Raw genomic sequence first — 16,606 nt, forward strand, 5'->3', positions numbered from 1 at the left:
TTCCGTCATCAAAGCATCGGTAAATCGCAGTAAAAAAGTCATGTCTTCCCCTCTGTCTTACGGCGTGACGGGTTTTAGCATGACTAAACAGAAGGGCAGATCACTGCGCTGGCCATGAAGGCGTCCGGGCGGAAAGGGCGCGTCGGTTCTGTGCGCATCTTAACTGCGGGCAGGCATCCCAATGAAAATGCAGAGAACCAGCCTGTCGCAACCGTCGCCCTGTCCAGCGCTGACCCATCAATAACAATAATCGCAGTAATCGTTGAAGCAATTGCCTCCTGTGTCGATAACGCATGCTCAGTTCAATGTTGGGGCTGAGCCTGAAGCGTCAAAGCTGATTATTACTCAGTCATTTGTGTGCTTTTTTACGACACCAGTACGTGCATTCCTTTTAATTACAGTGGAAACAAAAATATGTCTGTCATCAAGACAATGACCAGAAGCTTAACCGGTTCACGTTTTGCGGGGGGATCTCAGCCCGCCAACGGGATCTTTAACTGTGAAAGCTTACCCACTTCGCTCTCTGCAGCAGGCCTCAGCAGTCGTGCTGCGGGTATTTTGCTGACGTTTGTGCCGCCAGAGGCCGATTTTCATAAGGTCAGTCAGGCATGGCAACGCTTTACATCAACAGATTTGACCGTCATTACGCTCTCCTCTAACGGAGCGCTCAGCGCCAGCGGCAAGCAAACAACGTACTGCAAAGGCGACGGGCAGGAAGGCAGCTGGCTCTGGTTACCCCGTAACCTGATTGCAGAGCATGAAACACATGTGGTCGATCTGCACCTTCACGATACCCACACGGCGACGGATCGCATTCGTGCCATTCAGGATGAGCTGGCTGCGTTGAGGCTGAGCATGCCGCTCTCTGCTGACCGTACCTTTGCCATGATTTACTGTGACGGGCTGTCTGCATCGGAAGGGTTTTTAATGCAGGCCTGGTATAATACGGGCCGCTTTCCCTGCCTGGCAATCGGCGGATCCGCCGGTGGACGCGTCACCTTTGACGGGACATGGATTGGCGCTGGCGGGCGTGTACTGCAGGGGAAAGCCGTTATTGTTTTCTGCAAAATGGCGGCGGGTAAGTCCTTTTCACCCTTTAAGAGTCAGAACTTCGAGCCACTGAACAAGAGCTGGCTGATTGCCGAGGCGGATCCGGTTAAGCGTACCCTGACTTCCGTGTTCAACCCACAGGGGCAGCAACAGCCCTTCACCCAGGCACTGGCTGAACATCTGGGCTGCAATGAACAGCAGCTGACGGAGCGTCTGAAAGGTTTAACATTTGCGGTGAAGGTAGGTGACGCGTATTTCATTCGTTCTGTAGCGAAGATGGACAGCCACAGTGTACAGTTTTTTTGCGATCTGGAATTTGGCGATCGGCTTTACTTAATGCGTGAAACCGATTTTAAGCAGGCTACGCTGCGGGACTGGCAGGCCTTTACGCAACGTCACGGCAAACCGGCGGCGGTCCTGATGAATGACTGCATACTGCGCCGACAGGGCAATCCCGATAAGCTGCACGATGCGCATTTCTTTAAAGGCATCCCGGCTGCCGGGTTCTCCAGCTTTGGTGAAATTCTGGGCGTACCGATCAATCAGACCTTGTCTGCACTGGTATTCTTCAATCATAACGTAAACGCCATGGCGCAATTTCCGGTGGAATATGCCAGCTATGCCGCGCACTATGCGCAGCGCGCGTTACGTCGCTGGGAAGCGCTAAACCGCGTCCAGTCGGGCGTGCTGGCTCGCGTGGTGAATTATCAGCAGGAGTTGGCACCTATCGTTCAGGCGCTGCCGGTGCTTGAGGCGGCAACCCAGAGCCAGAGCGAAGCGTTGTCGATGGCCGAAAGCAGCATTCGCGCTATCAGCACTCTCGCCAAAGAAAGCCAGCAGGCACAAGGGCGCCTGGGGGACGGGCTGGACGATCTGGAAGCGATATCTAACGGTATCAACGTTATTACGCACGGCATCAGCAATATCGCTTTCCAGACCAATATTCTGGCGCTCAATGCCGCTGTCGAGGCTGCACGCGCGGGGGAAGCTGGCAGAGGATTTGCCGTTGTGGCAGGGGAAGTTCGCCGTCTGGCGCAATCCTCGAAAGAGCAGGCTGAAGCGACCGCAAGCAACATTAATGATGCGGTCGACACGATCTCGCGTATCCGCGATGTCGCGACAAACACGGTACAAACCGCGACGGACATGGCAGACCGCAGTATCCAGGCTGCCGATGCGATTGCCGCCATGAGCGATCGAAGCCGCCATGAACGCGCAGGGATGGCGAAACAGCTGGATAATCTGCGCACCTTAACGGCAGGTATGGATGCGATGCAGGAAGCGGTCGCCGAGCTGAAAGTGCTGCAGACACTTTCAGCGTCACGGTAAATCACTGCTGGCGCCGCGACCAGGAAGGCCCTGCGCCAGTCTCTGTTAAGCAGGGATAACAACTGTGGTGATGGCAAAGTGAACCCGGGCTTTCTTGTTGTTATTTATCACACCTCGTCAGATTGCTTATTTGCCGCCTTATTTTCAAGACGGAAAATTCAGCCTACGTTGCGTTTGATCCTCAATGTCTTAGCGGCTTTTTTCAAACCTGTTCTGTTAAGCTTTAAAACAAAAAAGCCACGCATTCGCGTGGCTTTCACAACCTTATTCATTCACGTGCAGTTCACTTCACCGTGAGGATTAGACGTTAAACAAGAAATTCATCACATCGCCATCTTTAACGATGTACTCTTTGCCTTCTGAACGCATCTTGCCCGCTTCTTTCGCGCCTTGCTCACCCTTATAGGTAATAAAGTCTTCAAACGCGATCGTTTGTGCGCGAATGAAGCCTTTCTCGAAGTCGGTATGGATTTTACCGGCGGCCTGTGGGGCGGTGGCGCCAACAGGGATAGTCCATGCGCGTACTTCTTTGACGCCGGCGGTGAAATAGGTCTGCAGATTCAGCAGTGCGTAACCGGCACGAATCACGCGGTTCAGGCCTGGCTCTTCGATGCCCAGCTCGGCCATAAACTCGTCACGATCTTCGTCTTCCAGTTCGGCGATATCAGATTCGACAGAGGCGCAGACTGGCACAACGACAGAACCTTCTTTGGCGGCGATTTCGCGCACTTTATCCAGGTACGGGTTGTTTTCAAAGCCATCTTCGTTGACGTTAGCAATGTACATCGTGGGCTTAAGCGTCAGGAAGCTCAGATAACGCAGGGCGGCTTTGTCTTCATCGGTCAGATCCAGCGCGCGCAGCATGCCCGCGTTTTCCAGATGAGGCAGACATTTCTCCAGCGCCGCCTGTTCCGCTTTCGCGTCTTTATCGCCGCCTTTGGCTTTTTTCTGCACGCGCTGCAGTGCACGTTCACAGGTGTCCAGATCCGCCAGCGCCAGCTCGGTGTTGATGGTTTCGATATCATCAGCCGGATCGACTTTATTATTCACGTGGATAATATTGTCGTTTTCAAAGCAGCGAACCACGTGGCCGATCGCTTCAGTTTCACGGATATTGGTCAGGAACTGGTTGCCCAGGCCTTCACCTTTCGATGCACCTTTTACCAGACCGGCGATATCGACGAATTCCATGGTAGTCGGAACCACGCGCTGTGGCTTGACGATCTCGGACAGCTGATCCAGACGCAGGTCAGGCATAGGTACAACGCCCGTGTTGGGTTCAATGGTGCAGAAGGGGAAGTTCGCCGCTTCAATACCCGCTTTTGTCAGCGCGTTAAACAGAGTGGATTTACCGACATTTGGCAGGCCCACGATACCGCATTTGAATCCCATGGTTTAATACCCTTTATAGCTGGATGGGCAACGCCTGAACGCAGGCGCCGCCGGAAACGTAAGATAATTTTCGCGCATTATACACAGATTCGCGACAATCGGGGCGATTAGACAGGCTTAAAGGCATGCAGGCGGTTCATTGCCTTAATGCGATCTTCCTTCAGCCACAGTTCGGTGCAGCGCGCTGCTTCATCAATGGCGTCATCGATCAGCTTTTGCTCACTGGCGGGCGGTTTGCCTAACACAAATCCGGTCACTTTGTTGCGGTCACCGGGATGGCCGATACCGATGCGCAGACGATGAAAGTTATTATTATTGCCCAGCTTGCTGATGATGTCTTTCAGGCCGTTATGACCGCCGTGACCGCCGCCTTGTTTGAATTTCGCAATGCCCGGTGGCAGATCGAGTTCATCGTGCGCCACTAAAATTTCTTCGGGCGCAATACGGTAGAAGGTCGCCATCGCCGCGACCGCTTTGCCGCTGAGGTTCATAAAGGTGGTGGGCACCAGCAGTCGGACATCTTCGCCCGCCAGCGCCAGTCGCGCCGTATAACCGAAAAATTTGGCTTCTTCTTTTAACGACTGATTGTGCCGCTCAGCCAGCAAATCCAGATACCACGCACCCGCGTTATGGCGCGTGGCGGCATATTCCGCACCGGGATTCGCCAGGCCGACAATCAGTTTAATGCTGCTCACAAGGAATATCCTGCTGTTATCACCAAAGGGCAGTAGTTTACTGTGCCAGGCTGCGGATCACAAAGTGTGAGCCACGAATTATTAGTGTCGGTGATTAATTGTTTTTCATCTAAATCAATAAGCTGTAATTATGCTTTGGTCACACTTATCCTGTTCTGAGTGTGACGAAGTGCACAAATTAGCCTGCTGTCATTGCCTAAACTACTGACAGGTTAACATTGTGTGCGCTCATCGGACCGCACCGTCAGGAGGTGAAAGATGAAACGTCATCACTCACGTATGGCAGGAAATGCCTTAATGGCACTGGGCTTAGTGACCATGGTACTCGGCGTTGGTTTTTCGATTATCAACCAACTTCCCTCTTTAAATCTGCCGCAGATACTGGCGCAGGGCGCGATGTTTGGGATTTTCTTTGGCGCACTGTTATGGCTGGCCGGTGCCTGCATTAGCGGTCGTGAGAAAGTCGAAGATCGCTATTACTGGGAGCGGCATTATGGCGATAAACGCTGCCGCCGCAGCCATCACTCGTCATAATCACGTTCCCGGCAACGTCAGGCAGGGTTGGGTTCGGTTTCTGCCTTTGGCTTTTGCCTGATAGAGCGCTTTGTCAGCCAGCGCCATCAGTTCGCCAAAATCAATGTGGCGATTGTCGGCGGTAGAGAAGCCAATGCTGACGGAATAGGGAATCTGCCCCGGTCGGGAAAGGTGGATCGCCTGGCGCACCTGCTCGCACCAGACGTTAGCCTGTGCTGACATCATCGGCAGAAGGGCGGCAAATTCTTCGCCGCCCAGTCGCGCAAAGCGCGCCCCTTCAGGCAGCATGCCGGACACACGGTGACTGAAATCAATCAGAACCTGGTCGCCCTGATGATGCCCGTAGCGGTCATTAATGCCTTTAAAATGGTCCAGATCGAATAACACCACCGTCAGCGCTTTATTCTGCTTCTGACAGGCTTTAATCATCACCTCGGCCCCGGTAAACAGCGCACGACGGTTCCAGATATTGGTCAGAGGATCGTGCAGTGAAGCCGCTTTCAGCGCATTGCGCGTCCGCTCATTGACCATCGCCAGAATCGTCACGGTAAACCCAATGACAAACAGCATGGATTCCATAATCACATAGACGGAGAAATTCGATCCGCTTATCGCGCCCTGAACGCCGACCGGGCGGGAATTATCCAGAAATATGCGAGCCACATGGAATATCAGGTGAATCCAGAGCAGGAGCTGGGCAGGCCAGAACGTTGCATCCATATTGCGCCGCGCCAGCCAGAGAAAATAGATAAGCGCTCCGGTATAACCGATGCAGAGCAGGCAGAGCACCAGTACGCGCAGCGATAAGCTGTAATAAAATCCCGGAATCAGGCAGAGCAGTGACCAGATCAGCGCCCCGACCAGACCACTCATCCCCGGCTGCTTACCGCAAAAGGTGCGAAACGCGCTGAACAATCCCCCGTAAGCCAGCATAAGCAACACGTTGCTCATGGCCACCGGTAAAAACTGATAGCCCTGGCTGCGCAGGCTACTGAGAATAAAGGCGACCAGCGTCAGTAAAATGGCCACGCAAACATAGCCCAGCGTGCGATCGTAATGCGAACCGACCCAGGCAAATGCCAGGATCAGACTCATAAACCCCAGTACGTAGAGTTCGCAAATAAATAACGTATAGACGTCGAGGTTCATAGTGGAAAACGATCGCAATAAAAAGTGCGGGCAAAGTACCACTCAACGCAGAATGGCAAAAGAGCAGATAAGATAATTTCAGCGAAAGAGTTTTTCGTAGTAAGCGTGACAATAACGGCGGTGACTCATAACGAAAATTTCTGTGAATCAAGCAGCTTTGTCGGAAGGGGAGAGGTACAGACAAAAGAAAAGGCCGGACAGCGTGTCCGGCCTGCGAAGATTAGTGTTCGAACATTGCCGAAATGGACTCTTCGTTACTGATGCGGCGAATGGCTTCGGCCAGCATGCCTGACAGCGTCAGGGTACGGACGTTTGGCAGCGACTTCATCTCTTCGGATAACGGAATGGTGTCACACACGATAACCTGATCGATGACAGATTTACGTAAGTTTTCCACCGCGTTACCGGAGAAGATAGGGTGCGTCGCGTACGCGAACACGCGCTTGGCACCGCGCTCTTTCAGCGCTTCCGCGGCTTTGCACAGTGTGCCGCCGGTGTCGATCATGTCATCGACCAGCACACAGTCACGGCCCGCAACGTCACCAATGATATGCATGACCTGAGAAACGTTCGCACGCGGGCGACGTTTGTCGATGATGGCCATATCGGTGTCGTTCAGCAGTTTCGCAATAGCACGGGCACGAACCACGCCGCCAATGTCAGGCGAAACAACAATCGGGTTTTCCAGGCCAATCTGTAACATATCCTCCAGCAGAATGGGACTGCCGAAGACGTTATCAACCGGGACGTCGAAGAAGCCCTGGATCTGCTCAGCGTGCAGGTCAACCGTTAAAACACGGTCAACGCCGACGCTGGAAAGAAAGTCAGCCACGACTTTGGCGGTAATAGGCACACGCGCAGAACGCACGCGGCGGTCCTGACGGGCATAACCAAAGTAAGGGATAACAGCGGTAATACGACCAGCTGAAGCACGACGCAGCGCGTCGACCATCACGACCAGTTCCATCAAATTATCATTGGTGGGAGCACAGGTGGACTGGATGATGAAAATATCACCACCGCGTACATTTTCATTAATTTGTACGCTTACTTCGCCATCACTGAAACGACCGACAGCGGCGTCGCCCAGGCTGGTGTAAAGGCGGTTGGCAATACGTTGTGCTAGTTCCGGGGTGGCGTTACCAGCAAAAAGCTTCATATCAGGCACGAGAAGAACCTCAGGCTTTGCGTCCAGAGAATGAACGTCATGACAGTAACCGGCGAATACTGTCGTGATCGTTCACACGGGTATGTGAGTGCGAAACGTGCTGTATCTGGAACAGGGTGACACAGTCACGCTATCGCTAATCGCCTTGCAGAGTGCGCTGTAACGGCGAGACGTTAACGCCTCGGGCTACAAAACCGCGCACCCATGACGGGGCAAGTTCCAGCACCTGGCGAGCAGCGTACTCGGTGTCAAATTCAGCAAACACACAAGCACCTGTCCCTGTCAGGCGCGACGGCGCGTATTCTAGCAGCCATGAAACAAGCTCATCAACCTCACGAAAACGTTTTCTTACTACTGATTCGCAATCGTTAAGAAAGGGGGCCTGTAAAAGTGCTGATAAAGTGCGCACGGGCGTGTCACGGGGGAGTGCCGGATCGTTAAAGACCACCGGCGTGGCCACGCTGACGCCGGGATGGGCAACAAGATACCATTTTTCGGCAGGCGATGCGGGAGAAAGCACCTCGCCGACCCCTTCGGCGAAGGCGGCGTGCCCTTTAACGAACACCGGGACATCCGCACCCAGTTTCACGCCCATCTGTGCCAGTTCCGTCGGCGAAAAACCGGTTTTCCAGAGATGATTAAGCGCCACCAGAACCGTAGCGGCGTCAGAAGAACCGCCACCCAGTCCACCGCCCATTGGCAAACGCTTTTCAATGGCGATCCGCGCACCCGCCTGCGCCGGCAGCGTTCCCTTCGCGCGGGCAGCCGCCTTAAGCATGTCGGCGGCACGCACGATCAGGTTTTCAGCATCCGGCACGCCGGACACGGGCGTGAGAAGGGTAATGGCATCGCTCTGATCGGGAACAATCTCCAGACTGTCGCCATAATCCAGAAACTGAAACAGGGTTTGCAGGTTATGGTAACCGTCCGCCCGGCGCCCGGTGATGTACAAAAAAAGGTTCAGTTTTGCCGGAGCAGGCCAGGTGGTGATCATTTCAGCGTCCAGCTATCCATACGTAACTTGATGCGCTGATCGCCTTCTTTCAGCTCCAGGCTGGCGGGCAGCGCAGGGGTGACGTTGCTGTCATAGCCGGCGATGGTCACCTGCCAGGTCTGGCCATCATGTTGATAGTTCAGGCTGCGCAACTGATACTGATCGTTAAGCTGGTAGTCGGTCGCATCGCCCGGCAGGCCCATCATCCACTGGCGCAGGTTGGTCAGCGGAATATCCATGCCGGTCAGCTGCGAGATCATCTTCTGCGCATCGTTGCTGACATAGCGTTTGCCCTGGCTATCCACGATCTGCACCACAGAACCCTGCGCATCCAGCTGCAGTTCTGTGCTGCCTAACGGGTTGGTTAACAGCAGACGATAACGGTCAGGTGCGGTCTGCTGCCAGTTGAAGCGGGCATAGACTTTTTGTTTGTCCGACAGATAGGCGAACGCGCCGCGCGTCTGGTACTGCGTCACTTTACTGACCGCTTGCTGATGATGTTGCCATTGGGGTGCAGTGGCGCTCGGGCCGGGACCTTGTGGTTTATTGATGCTACAGGCAGCCAGCAGAACAGCACCGGCCAGGGGTAAAAGGCGCAACAGATTGCGTGGGGAAGTAAGCATCAAGTGGTCATCTCCTCGGACTCATTTTTCATTGGTAACAGGTAACGCTAACCATCCGCATTTTAACCGTCAATGCTGTTATACGGCAAAATCGCTATGATCGGCTTAATCTTATTACAGTCATAGCCTTTGTATGGCTTTTCTTGATCTGCTGCATCTTGTAGAATGCGCTTCACAAAACCCTGACATTATTGGGACAACCCAACCTAAATCGCCATGACGCTGCTCGCTCTCGGAATCAATCACAAAACTGCACCCATTGCTCTGCGCGAACGCGTTGCGTTCGGGCCGGAGTCGCTGGAACAGGCCTTAGACAGCCTGTTATCTCAGCCCATGGTGCAGAGTGGCGTCGTGCTCTCCACCTGTAACCGAACCGAACTCTACCTGAGTGTAGAGCAACAGGTCGATCTGCAGGAACGTCTGGTGCGCTGGCTGTGTGACTATCACCAGCTTGATGAAGAGGATGTACGTAACAGCCTCTACTGGCATCAGGACAATGAGGCCGTCAGTCATCTTATGCGCGTCGCCAGCGGGCTGGATTCGCTGGTGCTGGGCGAGCCGCAGATTTTAGGTCAGGTGAAAAAAGCCTTTGCCGATTCGCAGCGCGGTCATGCACTGAGCAGTGAACTGGAACGTATGTTCCAGAAAACCTTCTCGGTTGCCAAGCGCGTGCGTACGGAAACGGAGATTGGCGCGAACGCCGTTTCCGTTGCCTTTGCCGCCTGTACGCTGGCGCGGCAGATCTTTGAGTCTCTCTCTACCGTTAACGTGTTACTGGTTGGCGCGGGGGAAACCATTGAGCTGGTGGCGCGTCATCTGAGCGAACATCAGGTCAAAAAACTGATTATTGCCAACCGTACCCGCGAACGCGCGGACGCGCTGGCAAAAGAAGTGGGCGCGGAAGTGATTGGCCTTGCGGACATCGACGCACGCCTGGCCGATGCCGACATCGTCATTACTTCCACCGCCAGTCCCTTGCCCATCATTGGTAAAGGCATGATGGAACGGGCGCTCAAAGCGCGCCGTAACCAGCCAATGCTGCTGGTGGATATTGCGGTGCCGCGCGACGTAGAGCCGGAAGTGGGCAAGTTAGCGAATGCCTATCTCTACAGCGTTGACGATCTGCAGGCCATCATTGAGCAGAACCTTGCCCAGCGCAAAGCCGCTGCGGTGCAGGCCGAAAGTATCGTGGTGCAGGAATGCAGCGATTTCATGGCCTGGCTGCGTTCCCAGGGCGCGGTCAACTCTATTCGTGAATACCGTGCTCAGGCGGATGATATCCGCGCTGAACTGGAAGGCCGTGCGCTGCAGGCGCTGCAGCAGGGTGCCGATCCGCAAAAAGTGATGCAGGAACTGGCCCACAAGCTGACCAACCGTTTGATTCATGCACCGACCAAATCTCTTCAGCAGGCCGCGCGCGACGGCGACAGCGAACGCCTGCAGATTTTACGCGACAGCCTGGGTCTCGATTAGGCACACTGCTGTCGTCTTCTGTTACGGGAATCCCACAGTTAAATGAAAACCTCTATTGTTGCGAAACTGGAAGCGCTGCAGGAGCGCCACGAAGAAGTGGAAGCGATGCTGGGCGATGCAGGCGTCATTGCCGATCAGGAACGCTTTCGTGCTTTGTCGCGTGAATATGCTCAGTTGACCGATGTCACGCGCTGCTTCCGCGACTGGCAGCAGAACCAGGATGATATCGAGACGGCTAAAATGTTACTCGACGATCCTGAAATGCGCGATATGGCGCAGGAAGAGCTGCAGGCGGCACGTGAGAAAACCGACGCGCTGGAGCAACAGTTGCAGCTGTTACTGTTGCCGAAAGATCCGGACGATGAGCGCGACTGTTTTGTCGAAGTCCGTGCCGGTACCGGCGGCGACGAAGCGGCCATTTTTGCAGGTGACCTGTTCCGTATGTACAGCCGTTACGCCGAGTCACGTCGCTGGCGGGTGGAAATCGTCAGCGCTAACGACGGTGAGCACGGTGGCTATAAAGAGGTGATTGCCCGTATTATGGGTGACGGTGCCTATGGCCGACTGAAATTTGAATCCGGCGGCCATCGCGTACAACGCGTACCCGAGACGGAATCCCAGGGCCGTATTCATACCTCTGCCTGTACGGTGGCGGTGATGCCTGAACTGCCGGAAGCGGAGCTGCCCGAGATCAACCCGTCAGATTTAAAAATCGATACTTTCCGCTCCTCCGGTGCCGGTGGGCAGCACGTTAACACCACCGACTCCGCGATCCGTATTACCCACTTGCCGACCGGTATTGTGGTGGAATGTCAGGATGAACGCTCTCAGCACAAGAACAAGGCAAAAGCCTTATCGGTGTTGGGCGCGCGTATCCATGCGGCCGAAATGGCAAAACGTCACGAAGCTGAAGCCAGCACCCGCCGTAACCTGCTGGGCAGCGGTGACCGTTCCGATCGTATCCGCACCTATAACTTCCCGCAGGGCCGTGTGACCGACCACCGCATCAACCTGACGCTTTATCGTCTGGATGAAACCATGGAAGGTAAACTGGACAGCCTGATCGAACCCATCGTTCAGGAATACCAGGCTGACCAACTGGCGGCGCTGGCCGGTCAGGATTAATGGATATTCGCCACTGGCTCAAACAGGCGGTTGCCACGCTGTGTGGGGGCGACAGCCCGAAGCGTGATGCGGAAATCCTGCTGGGTTATGTCACAGGCAAACCCCGCAGCTGGCTGGTGGCTTTTGATGAAACCCTGCTCAGTGACGCGCAGTTACAACAGTTGACGGCGTTGCTGGCACGGCGCGCACGGGGAGAACCGATTGCCCATTTAGTTGGCGAGCGCGAATTCTGGTCGCTCCCGCTGAGGGTTAGCGACGCCACACTCATCCCGCGGCCGGATACCGAGATCCTGGTTGAACAGGCGCTGGCCCGATTGCCTGCCGCACCTGCGCGCGTGCTGGATCTCGGCACGGGCACCGGCGCCATTGCCCTGGCGATTGCCAGCGAACGGCCCGATTGCACCGTGATCGGCGTTGATCGTGTCCCTGCTGCCGTTGCGCTGGCGCAGGATAACGCTGCGCATCTGGCGATAGCTAACGCGACGTTTATGCACAGCCACTGGTTTGCACAGCTCACCCCGACCCGATTTGATCTTATCGTGAGTAATCCGCCTTACATTGATGCCAGCGATCACCATCTGGAGGAGGGCGATGTGCGTTTTGAACCGCGCAGCGCACTGGTGGCAGATGAGGCGGGCATGGCCGATCTCCGGTGGCTGATCGCACAGTCACCCGCCTGGTTACAGCCGGGTGGCTGGCTGCTCCTGGAACATGGCTGGCAGCAGGATGAGGCGGTGCGTCAACTGATGTGCCAGCACCACTATCAGGCAGTGGACACGGTGAAGGATTACGGTGGCAATCCCCGGGTCACATTTGGGCAGACCGCGCCGATACCGGTATAGTGCCGCAACGTAAAACCACAGGGATGAATGATGTTTACTTATTACCCACTGCTAAAAAACCTGCATCTGCTGACCGTGGCGATCACGGTTTCGCTGTTTCTGCTGCGCTTCTACTGGCAGCGCGTTGGCGCAGCCATACTGCAACGCCGCTGGGTCCGCATCCTTCCACATGTCAACGACACGTTGCTGCTGCTGAGTGGCGCAGCGCTGGTAATGCTGACCCACTTCTATCCGTTTTCACCTCAGGGAAGCTGGCTGACGGAGAAGCTGTTAGGCGTTATTATCTATATTGCCCTTGGGTCCGTGGCGCTGAGCCGCCGCCCTCGTTCTGATCGCACCCGCTGGATGGCCTTTGTGGTCGCCTTAATCGCGCTGGTGACGATCATTAAGCTGGCACTGAGTAAAATGCCGTTATTGGGGATAGTATGAGCTCCACCGAACAACTCGATTACAGTGAAACACCGCTCTGTGAGGCGGTGATGGGTGCAACCAAAGCCATTCGCACCGATTTTCCGACCCTGTCGGTCGAACAACAGTTAGCGGCGTTAGTGGCTGAAGCCCGGGATTACGTCAGCGACCAACAGGATGCGGATTTAAAGCTCGAAAAGCTGCTGGAGCTGTTTTACAAGCAGTGGAAATTTGGCGGTGCCAGCGGCGTGTATAATCTGTCTGATGCACTCTGGCTGGATAAAGTGCTGAAAACCCGTCAGGGAACCGCCGTGTCACTGGGCGTGATTCTGCTGCATATTGCGGCGGAACTGGAATTGCCCCTGATGCCGGTGATTTTCCCGACGCAGTTGATTCTGCGCGCCGACTGGCTGGATGGCGACAAGTGGCTGATTAATCCCTTCAACGGGGAAACCCTGGATACGCACACGCTCGAAGTATGGCTGAAAGGCAATATCAGCCCGCTGGCGCGTCTGTATGATGACGATCTCGACGAAGCCAAAACCGTCAGCGTAATGCGCAAAATGCTGGATACGCTGAAAGCGGCGCTGATGGAAGAGAAGCAGATGGAGCTGGCCCTGAACGTCAGCCAGGTGTTGTTGCGCATTGACCCGGACGATCCCTATGAAATTCGCGATCGGGGATTAATCTATGCACAGCTTGAGTGCGATCATATCGCGTTAACGGACTTAACCTACTTCGTTGAACAGTGTCCTGAGGATCCGGTCAGCGAAATGATTAAAGTCCAGATTCACGCAATCGAACAAAAACGCGTGACGCTGCATTAAGCGTCACCCCAGATAAGGAAAGGGCATGACACAGAAAGTTGTCAGTATTGGTGATATCAGGGTCGCAAACGATCTGCCATTTGTTCTCTTTGGCGGCATGAACGTGCTGGAATCCTACGACCTCGCGATGCGCATCTGCGAGCACTATGTAAACGTGACCGACAAACTCGGCATTCCTTACGTTTTCAAAGCGTCTTTTGACAAAGCCAACCGCTCCTCCATCCACTCTTACCGTGGCCCCGGCCTGGAAGAGGGCATGAAGATTTTCCAGGCGCTGAAGCAGGCCTTTGGCGTGAAAATCATCACCGATGTGCACGAAGCGGCGCAGGCTCAGCCTGTGGCGGATGTTGTTGACGTGATTCAGCTGCCGGCCTTCCTGGCGCGTCAGACCGATCTGGTTGAGGCGATGGCGAAAACGGGCGCGGTGATTAACGTCAAGAAGCCCCAGTTTGTCAGCCCCGGTCAGATGGGCAACATCGTGGACAAGTTTGCCGAAGGCGGAAACGACAAGGTTATTCTTTGCGACCGCGGCAGTAACTTTGGCTACGATAACCTGGTAGTGGATATGCTGGGTTTCAACGTCATGAAAAAGGTGACGAATAACTCGCCGGTGATTTTCGACGTGACGCACGCGCTGCAAACCCGCGATCCGTTCGGTGCCGCCTCAGGCGGACGCCGTGCTCAGGTGGCCGAACTGGCGCGTGCCGGTATGGCGGTGGGCATTGCGGGCCTGTTTATTGAAGCCCATCCGGAGCCGGACAACGCCAAATGCGACGGTCCGTCGGCGTTACCGCTGGATAAACTGGAACCGTTCCTGGTGCAGATGAAGGCGATTGACGATCTGGTGAAAAGCTTCCCGGAACTGGACACCAGCAAATAAGCCGCAGTGCAGACGAAAAAAGAGCGAATTCTCGCTCTTTTTTTTCGTCTCAGTTTTGTGAGATTACAGCATGATGGTCATCAGATAGCCGACAAATAAGGCCAGGTGCGCGGCACCATTCAGCACATTCGTTCTGCCGGTTGAGAAGCTAATCTGACACAGGATCAGAGAGGCAATCATAATAACCATCTGCGGCGGTTCCAGGCCGAATATCAATTCCTGGCCTGTCAGCGTCGCAATAATAGAGACCGCCGGTACGGTCAGCGAAATCGTGGCCAGCACTGAGCCAAAGAACAGGTTCATCGCGCGCTGTACCTGGTTCATCAGGACGGCCCGGATGGCACCCAGACCTTCTGGTGAGAGGATCAGTAACGCCACCAGGAAGCCGGTGAACTGCTTCGGTGCGTTGAGGTCGGTCAGCAGATGCTCCAGCGGGTTAGCATTCATCTTGGTGACGGCAATCACCGCAATCAGATGCACGATCAGCCAGATGGCGTGCCAGAGGCTACTGTGCGCAGAAGGTTTACCGTGGTGAGGATCGCCATCATCACTGTCATCTTCGTGCTCATAAACAAACAGGCTCTGGTGCGTTTTGGTCTGAATCAACAGGAAAACGCCATACATCGCCGCAGAAATAGCGGCAATCAGTAAACTTTGCGCAGCGGTGAAATTTCCGCCCGGCAAGGCATTCGGAAACACCAGCACCAGGATGGCTAACGGAAAAATAGCGATCAGGTATTGCTTTACGCCGGCCAGATTCACGTATTGCGTCGCAAACTTTCTGCCGCCCAGCAGTAAGGCAAAGCCCACCAGCCCGCCGGTCACGATCATAATGATCGAGTAGAGCGTATCGCGCATCAGCGCAGGCGCCGCATCGCCGGTGGCCATCAGTGCCGAAATCAGGCTGACTTCCAGAATCACGACAGACAGGCTGAGGATCAGGGAACCATAGGGTTCGCCCAGGCGGTGAGCCAGCACATCCGCATGACGCACCACGCTGAACGCGCTGCTGAGAATAGCAACCAGCGCCAGTAAATTAATGCCGACGACGAGTGGGAGTGAGGTTTGTGCACCAAAAAAATAGAGTACACCCAGGGCAATAAGGGGAAGTATCAGTGAAAACTCTTTGTGACGTGTTTTTTCATGTAAAGGCATTCACTCTCCTCGCTGCTGAATAAAAGGGGCAATTTATTTACCCACCCTGACAGGGAAATATATAAGTCAGGCAGTGTAACTTTTCAATCGAACAGCAGGTGAAAATTTACCGCTTTTTACTTTCACACACATTCAGCCTGAAAAGGGGTTTATAAAAATTTATTCCCGCTTTTGTCAGATAAATCAGTCATCAAGTAAATCCTCTTTCGCGATAATCTTCCGCATTATTGCAAAATACATCCCAATAAGGTGATCGTTAATGCCGGAACAGAGAAATAACAAGCGGAGAGGCGCAGAAACCACAGTTTGCATTTTGGCTTATCTGCGCCAGACTTATAAACCATCATGTTAGAGGAGGATAAACGATGCCTTATGCTAAGCGAAGCGACCTGCCAGAAAGCGTTAAGCACGTCCTGCCAGCGCATGCCCAGGATATCTATCAGCAGGCCTTTAACAATGCCTGGTCACAATATAAGGATCCCGATGACCGACGAGGCAATGAATCACGCGAGGAAGTGGCCCATAAAGTGGCCTGGTCAGCGGTGAAACATGACTATGAAAAAGGGGATGACGATAAATGGCATCCCAAAAAATAGTGTGTTGCGTTGTGGGCCTGAACAGCAGGCCCGTTTATATGTCCCGTCCCGCCAGCATCATGTCCGTTCTCACGCGCATTTCTTCCCTCTGATCGCCCACGTTTCAGGCTTCTTGTCGCGCCCACGTTACGCATGTTTACTTCACGTTGCGCGAGCAGGGGTTATCCTGAACGCCAGGATGCCGTGAAGAAACTCATCAGCCCTTACCGTTTTACGCGCTGTAAAACACTTTTTTTGGGTGTTATAGCTGCCGCTTTTAATAGTTAAATAAAGGCTATTTTTTAGCGGATATTCCCACTCTTACTTGAAACTGATTTTGTTAATAATTAATGTCAGTTTAATGAATACAGCGTAAATTTGTGAATG

Annotated in this window: 16 protein-coding genes; 9 read left to right on the top strand and 7 right to left on the bottom strand. The window is 54.2% G+C overall.

Features of this window, described 5'->3' with window-relative positions; genetic code table 11:
- Positions 1-414: 414 nt before the first annotated feature.
- A complete protein-coding gene (locus C7434_RS04260) occupies positions 415-2,379 on the top strand; it encodes a methyl-accepting chemotaxis protein (protein WP_133745179.1) in 1,965 nt (654 codons plus the stop codon).
- Positions 2,380-2,679: 300 nt separating this feature from the next.
- Here C7434_RS04260 and ychF read toward each other — a convergent pair whose 3' ends face one another.
- The gene (gene ychF / locus C7434_RS04265; protein WP_033741049.1) at positions 2,680-3,771 is read right to left on the bottom strand and encodes a redox-regulated ATPase YchF; all 1,092 of its coding nucleotides are present in this window, start codon (positions 3,769-3,771) and stop codon (positions 2,680-2,682) included.
- A gap of 107 nt (positions 3,772-3,878) precedes the next feature.
- On the bottom strand, positions 3,879-4,466 hold the full coding sequence (gene pth, locus C7434_RS04270) for an aminoacyl-tRNA hydrolase (protein WP_033741051.1): 588 nt from the start codon (positions 4,464-4,466) through the stop codon (positions 3,879-3,881).
- A gap of 258 nt (positions 4,467-4,724) precedes the next feature.
- On the opposite strand from pth, the gene ychH reads away from it, so the two are divergent.
- Positions 4,725-5,000, top strand: a complete 276-nt coding sequence (ychH, locus tag C7434_RS04275; RefSeq protein ID WP_033741052.1) for a stress-induced protein YchH — start codon at positions 4,725-4,727, stop codon at positions 4,998-5,000.
- On the opposite strand, the gene C7434_RS04280 is transcribed toward ychH, so the two are convergent.
- The 4 genes from C7434_RS04280 to lolB form a co-directional block, all read right to left on the bottom strand.
- Positions 5,001-6,149: a GGDEF domain-containing protein gene (locus C7434_RS04280; protein ID WP_033741053.1), complete on the bottom strand. Its 1,149-nt coding sequence runs from the start codon at positions 6,147-6,149 to the stop codon at positions 5,001-5,003.
- Positions 6,150-6,369: 220 nt separating this feature from the next.
- The gene (gene prs, locus C7434_RS04285; protein WP_006118899.1) at positions 6,370-7,317 is read right to left on the bottom strand and encodes a ribose-phosphate diphosphokinase; all 948 of its coding nucleotides are present in this window, start codon (positions 7,315-7,317) and stop codon (positions 6,370-6,372) included.
- A 136-nt stretch (positions 7,318-7,453) separates the two neighbouring features.
- Complete coding sequence (ispE, locus tag C7434_RS04290; RefSeq protein ID WP_133745180.1) at positions 7,454-8,311, bottom strand: 4-(cytidine 5'-diphospho)-2-C-methyl-D-erythritol kinase; 858 nt, start codon at positions 8,309-8,311, stop codon at positions 7,454-7,456.
- Entirely contained in the window at positions 8,308-8,934 is a 627-nt protein-coding gene (gene lolB / locus C7434_RS04295) for a lipoprotein insertase outer membrane protein LolB (RefSeq protein WP_006118901.1), read from the bottom strand. The genes ispE and lolB overlap by 4 nt, the downstream gene beginning before the upstream one ends.
- 216 nt (positions 8,935-9,150) lie before the next feature.
- Between lolB and hemA the strand changes: the two genes are divergently transcribed.
- Genes hemA through kdsA form a run of 6 tightly spaced genes read left to right on the top strand, consistent with a single transcriptional unit; the run spans position 9,151 to position 14,489 of the window.
- Positions 9,151-10,407, top strand: coding sequence for a glutamyl-tRNA reductase (gene hemA / locus C7434_RS04300; RefSeq protein WP_058708723.1), 1,257 nt, complete (start codon positions 9,151-9,153; stop codon positions 10,405-10,407).
- A 42-nt stretch (positions 10,408-10,449) separates the two neighbouring features.
- Positions 10,450-11,532 carry a peptide chain release factor 1 gene (gene prfA, locus C7434_RS04305; RefSeq protein WP_006118903.1) on the top strand — a complete coding sequence of 361 codons (1,083 nt, stop codon included), beginning with the start codon at positions 10,450-10,452 and terminating at the stop codon, positions 11,530-11,532.
- A complete protein-coding gene (prmC, locus tag C7434_RS04310) occupies positions 11,532-12,374 on the top strand; it encodes a peptide chain release factor N(5)-glutamine methyltransferase (RefSeq protein WP_133745181.1) in 843 nt (280 codons plus the stop codon). The genes prfA and prmC overlap by 1 nt, the downstream gene beginning before the upstream one ends.
- A 30-nt stretch (positions 12,375-12,404) precedes the next feature.
- A complete protein-coding gene (locus C7434_RS04315) occupies positions 12,405-12,803 on the top strand; it encodes a SirB2 family protein (RefSeq protein ID WP_039340706.1) in 399 nt (132 codons plus the stop codon).
- Positions 12,800-13,609, top strand: coding sequence for an invasion regulator SirB1 (gene sirB1, locus C7434_RS04320; RefSeq protein ID WP_033741062.1), 810 nt, complete (start codon positions 12,800-12,802; stop codon positions 13,607-13,609). Before C7434_RS04315 ends, sirB1 begins: the two co-directional genes overlap by 4 nt.
- A gap of 25 nt (positions 13,610-13,634) precedes the next feature.
- Positions 13,635-14,489, top strand: coding sequence for a 3-deoxy-8-phosphooctulonate synthase (gene kdsA / locus C7434_RS04325; RefSeq protein ID WP_054687807.1), 855 nt, complete (start codon positions 13,635-13,637; stop codon positions 14,487-14,489).
- A gap of 63 nt (positions 14,490-14,552) precedes the next feature.
- On the opposite strand, the gene chaA is transcribed toward kdsA, so the two are convergent.
- Complete coding sequence (chaA, locus tag C7434_RS04330; RefSeq protein WP_006118908.1) at positions 14,553-15,644, bottom strand: sodium-potassium/proton antiporter ChaA; 1,092 nt, start codon at positions 15,642-15,644, stop codon at positions 14,553-14,555.
- Between the two features lie 365 nt (positions 15,645-16,009).
- On the opposite strand from chaA, the gene chaB reads away from it, so the two are divergent.
- Positions 16,010-16,240 carry a putative cation transport regulator ChaB gene (gene chaB, locus C7434_RS04335; protein WP_006118909.1) on the top strand — a complete coding sequence of 77 codons (231 nt, stop codon included), beginning with the start codon at positions 16,010-16,012 and terminating at the stop codon, positions 16,238-16,240.
- Positions 16,241-16,606: the final 366 nt, after the last annotated feature.

The sequence above is a fragment of the Pantoea sp. PNA 14-12 genome (genome assembly GCF_004364735.1).
In the GTDB taxonomy this organism is placed as follows: domain Bacteria; phylum Pseudomonadota; class Gammaproteobacteria; order Enterobacterales; family Enterobacteriaceae; genus Pantoea; species Pantoea stewartii.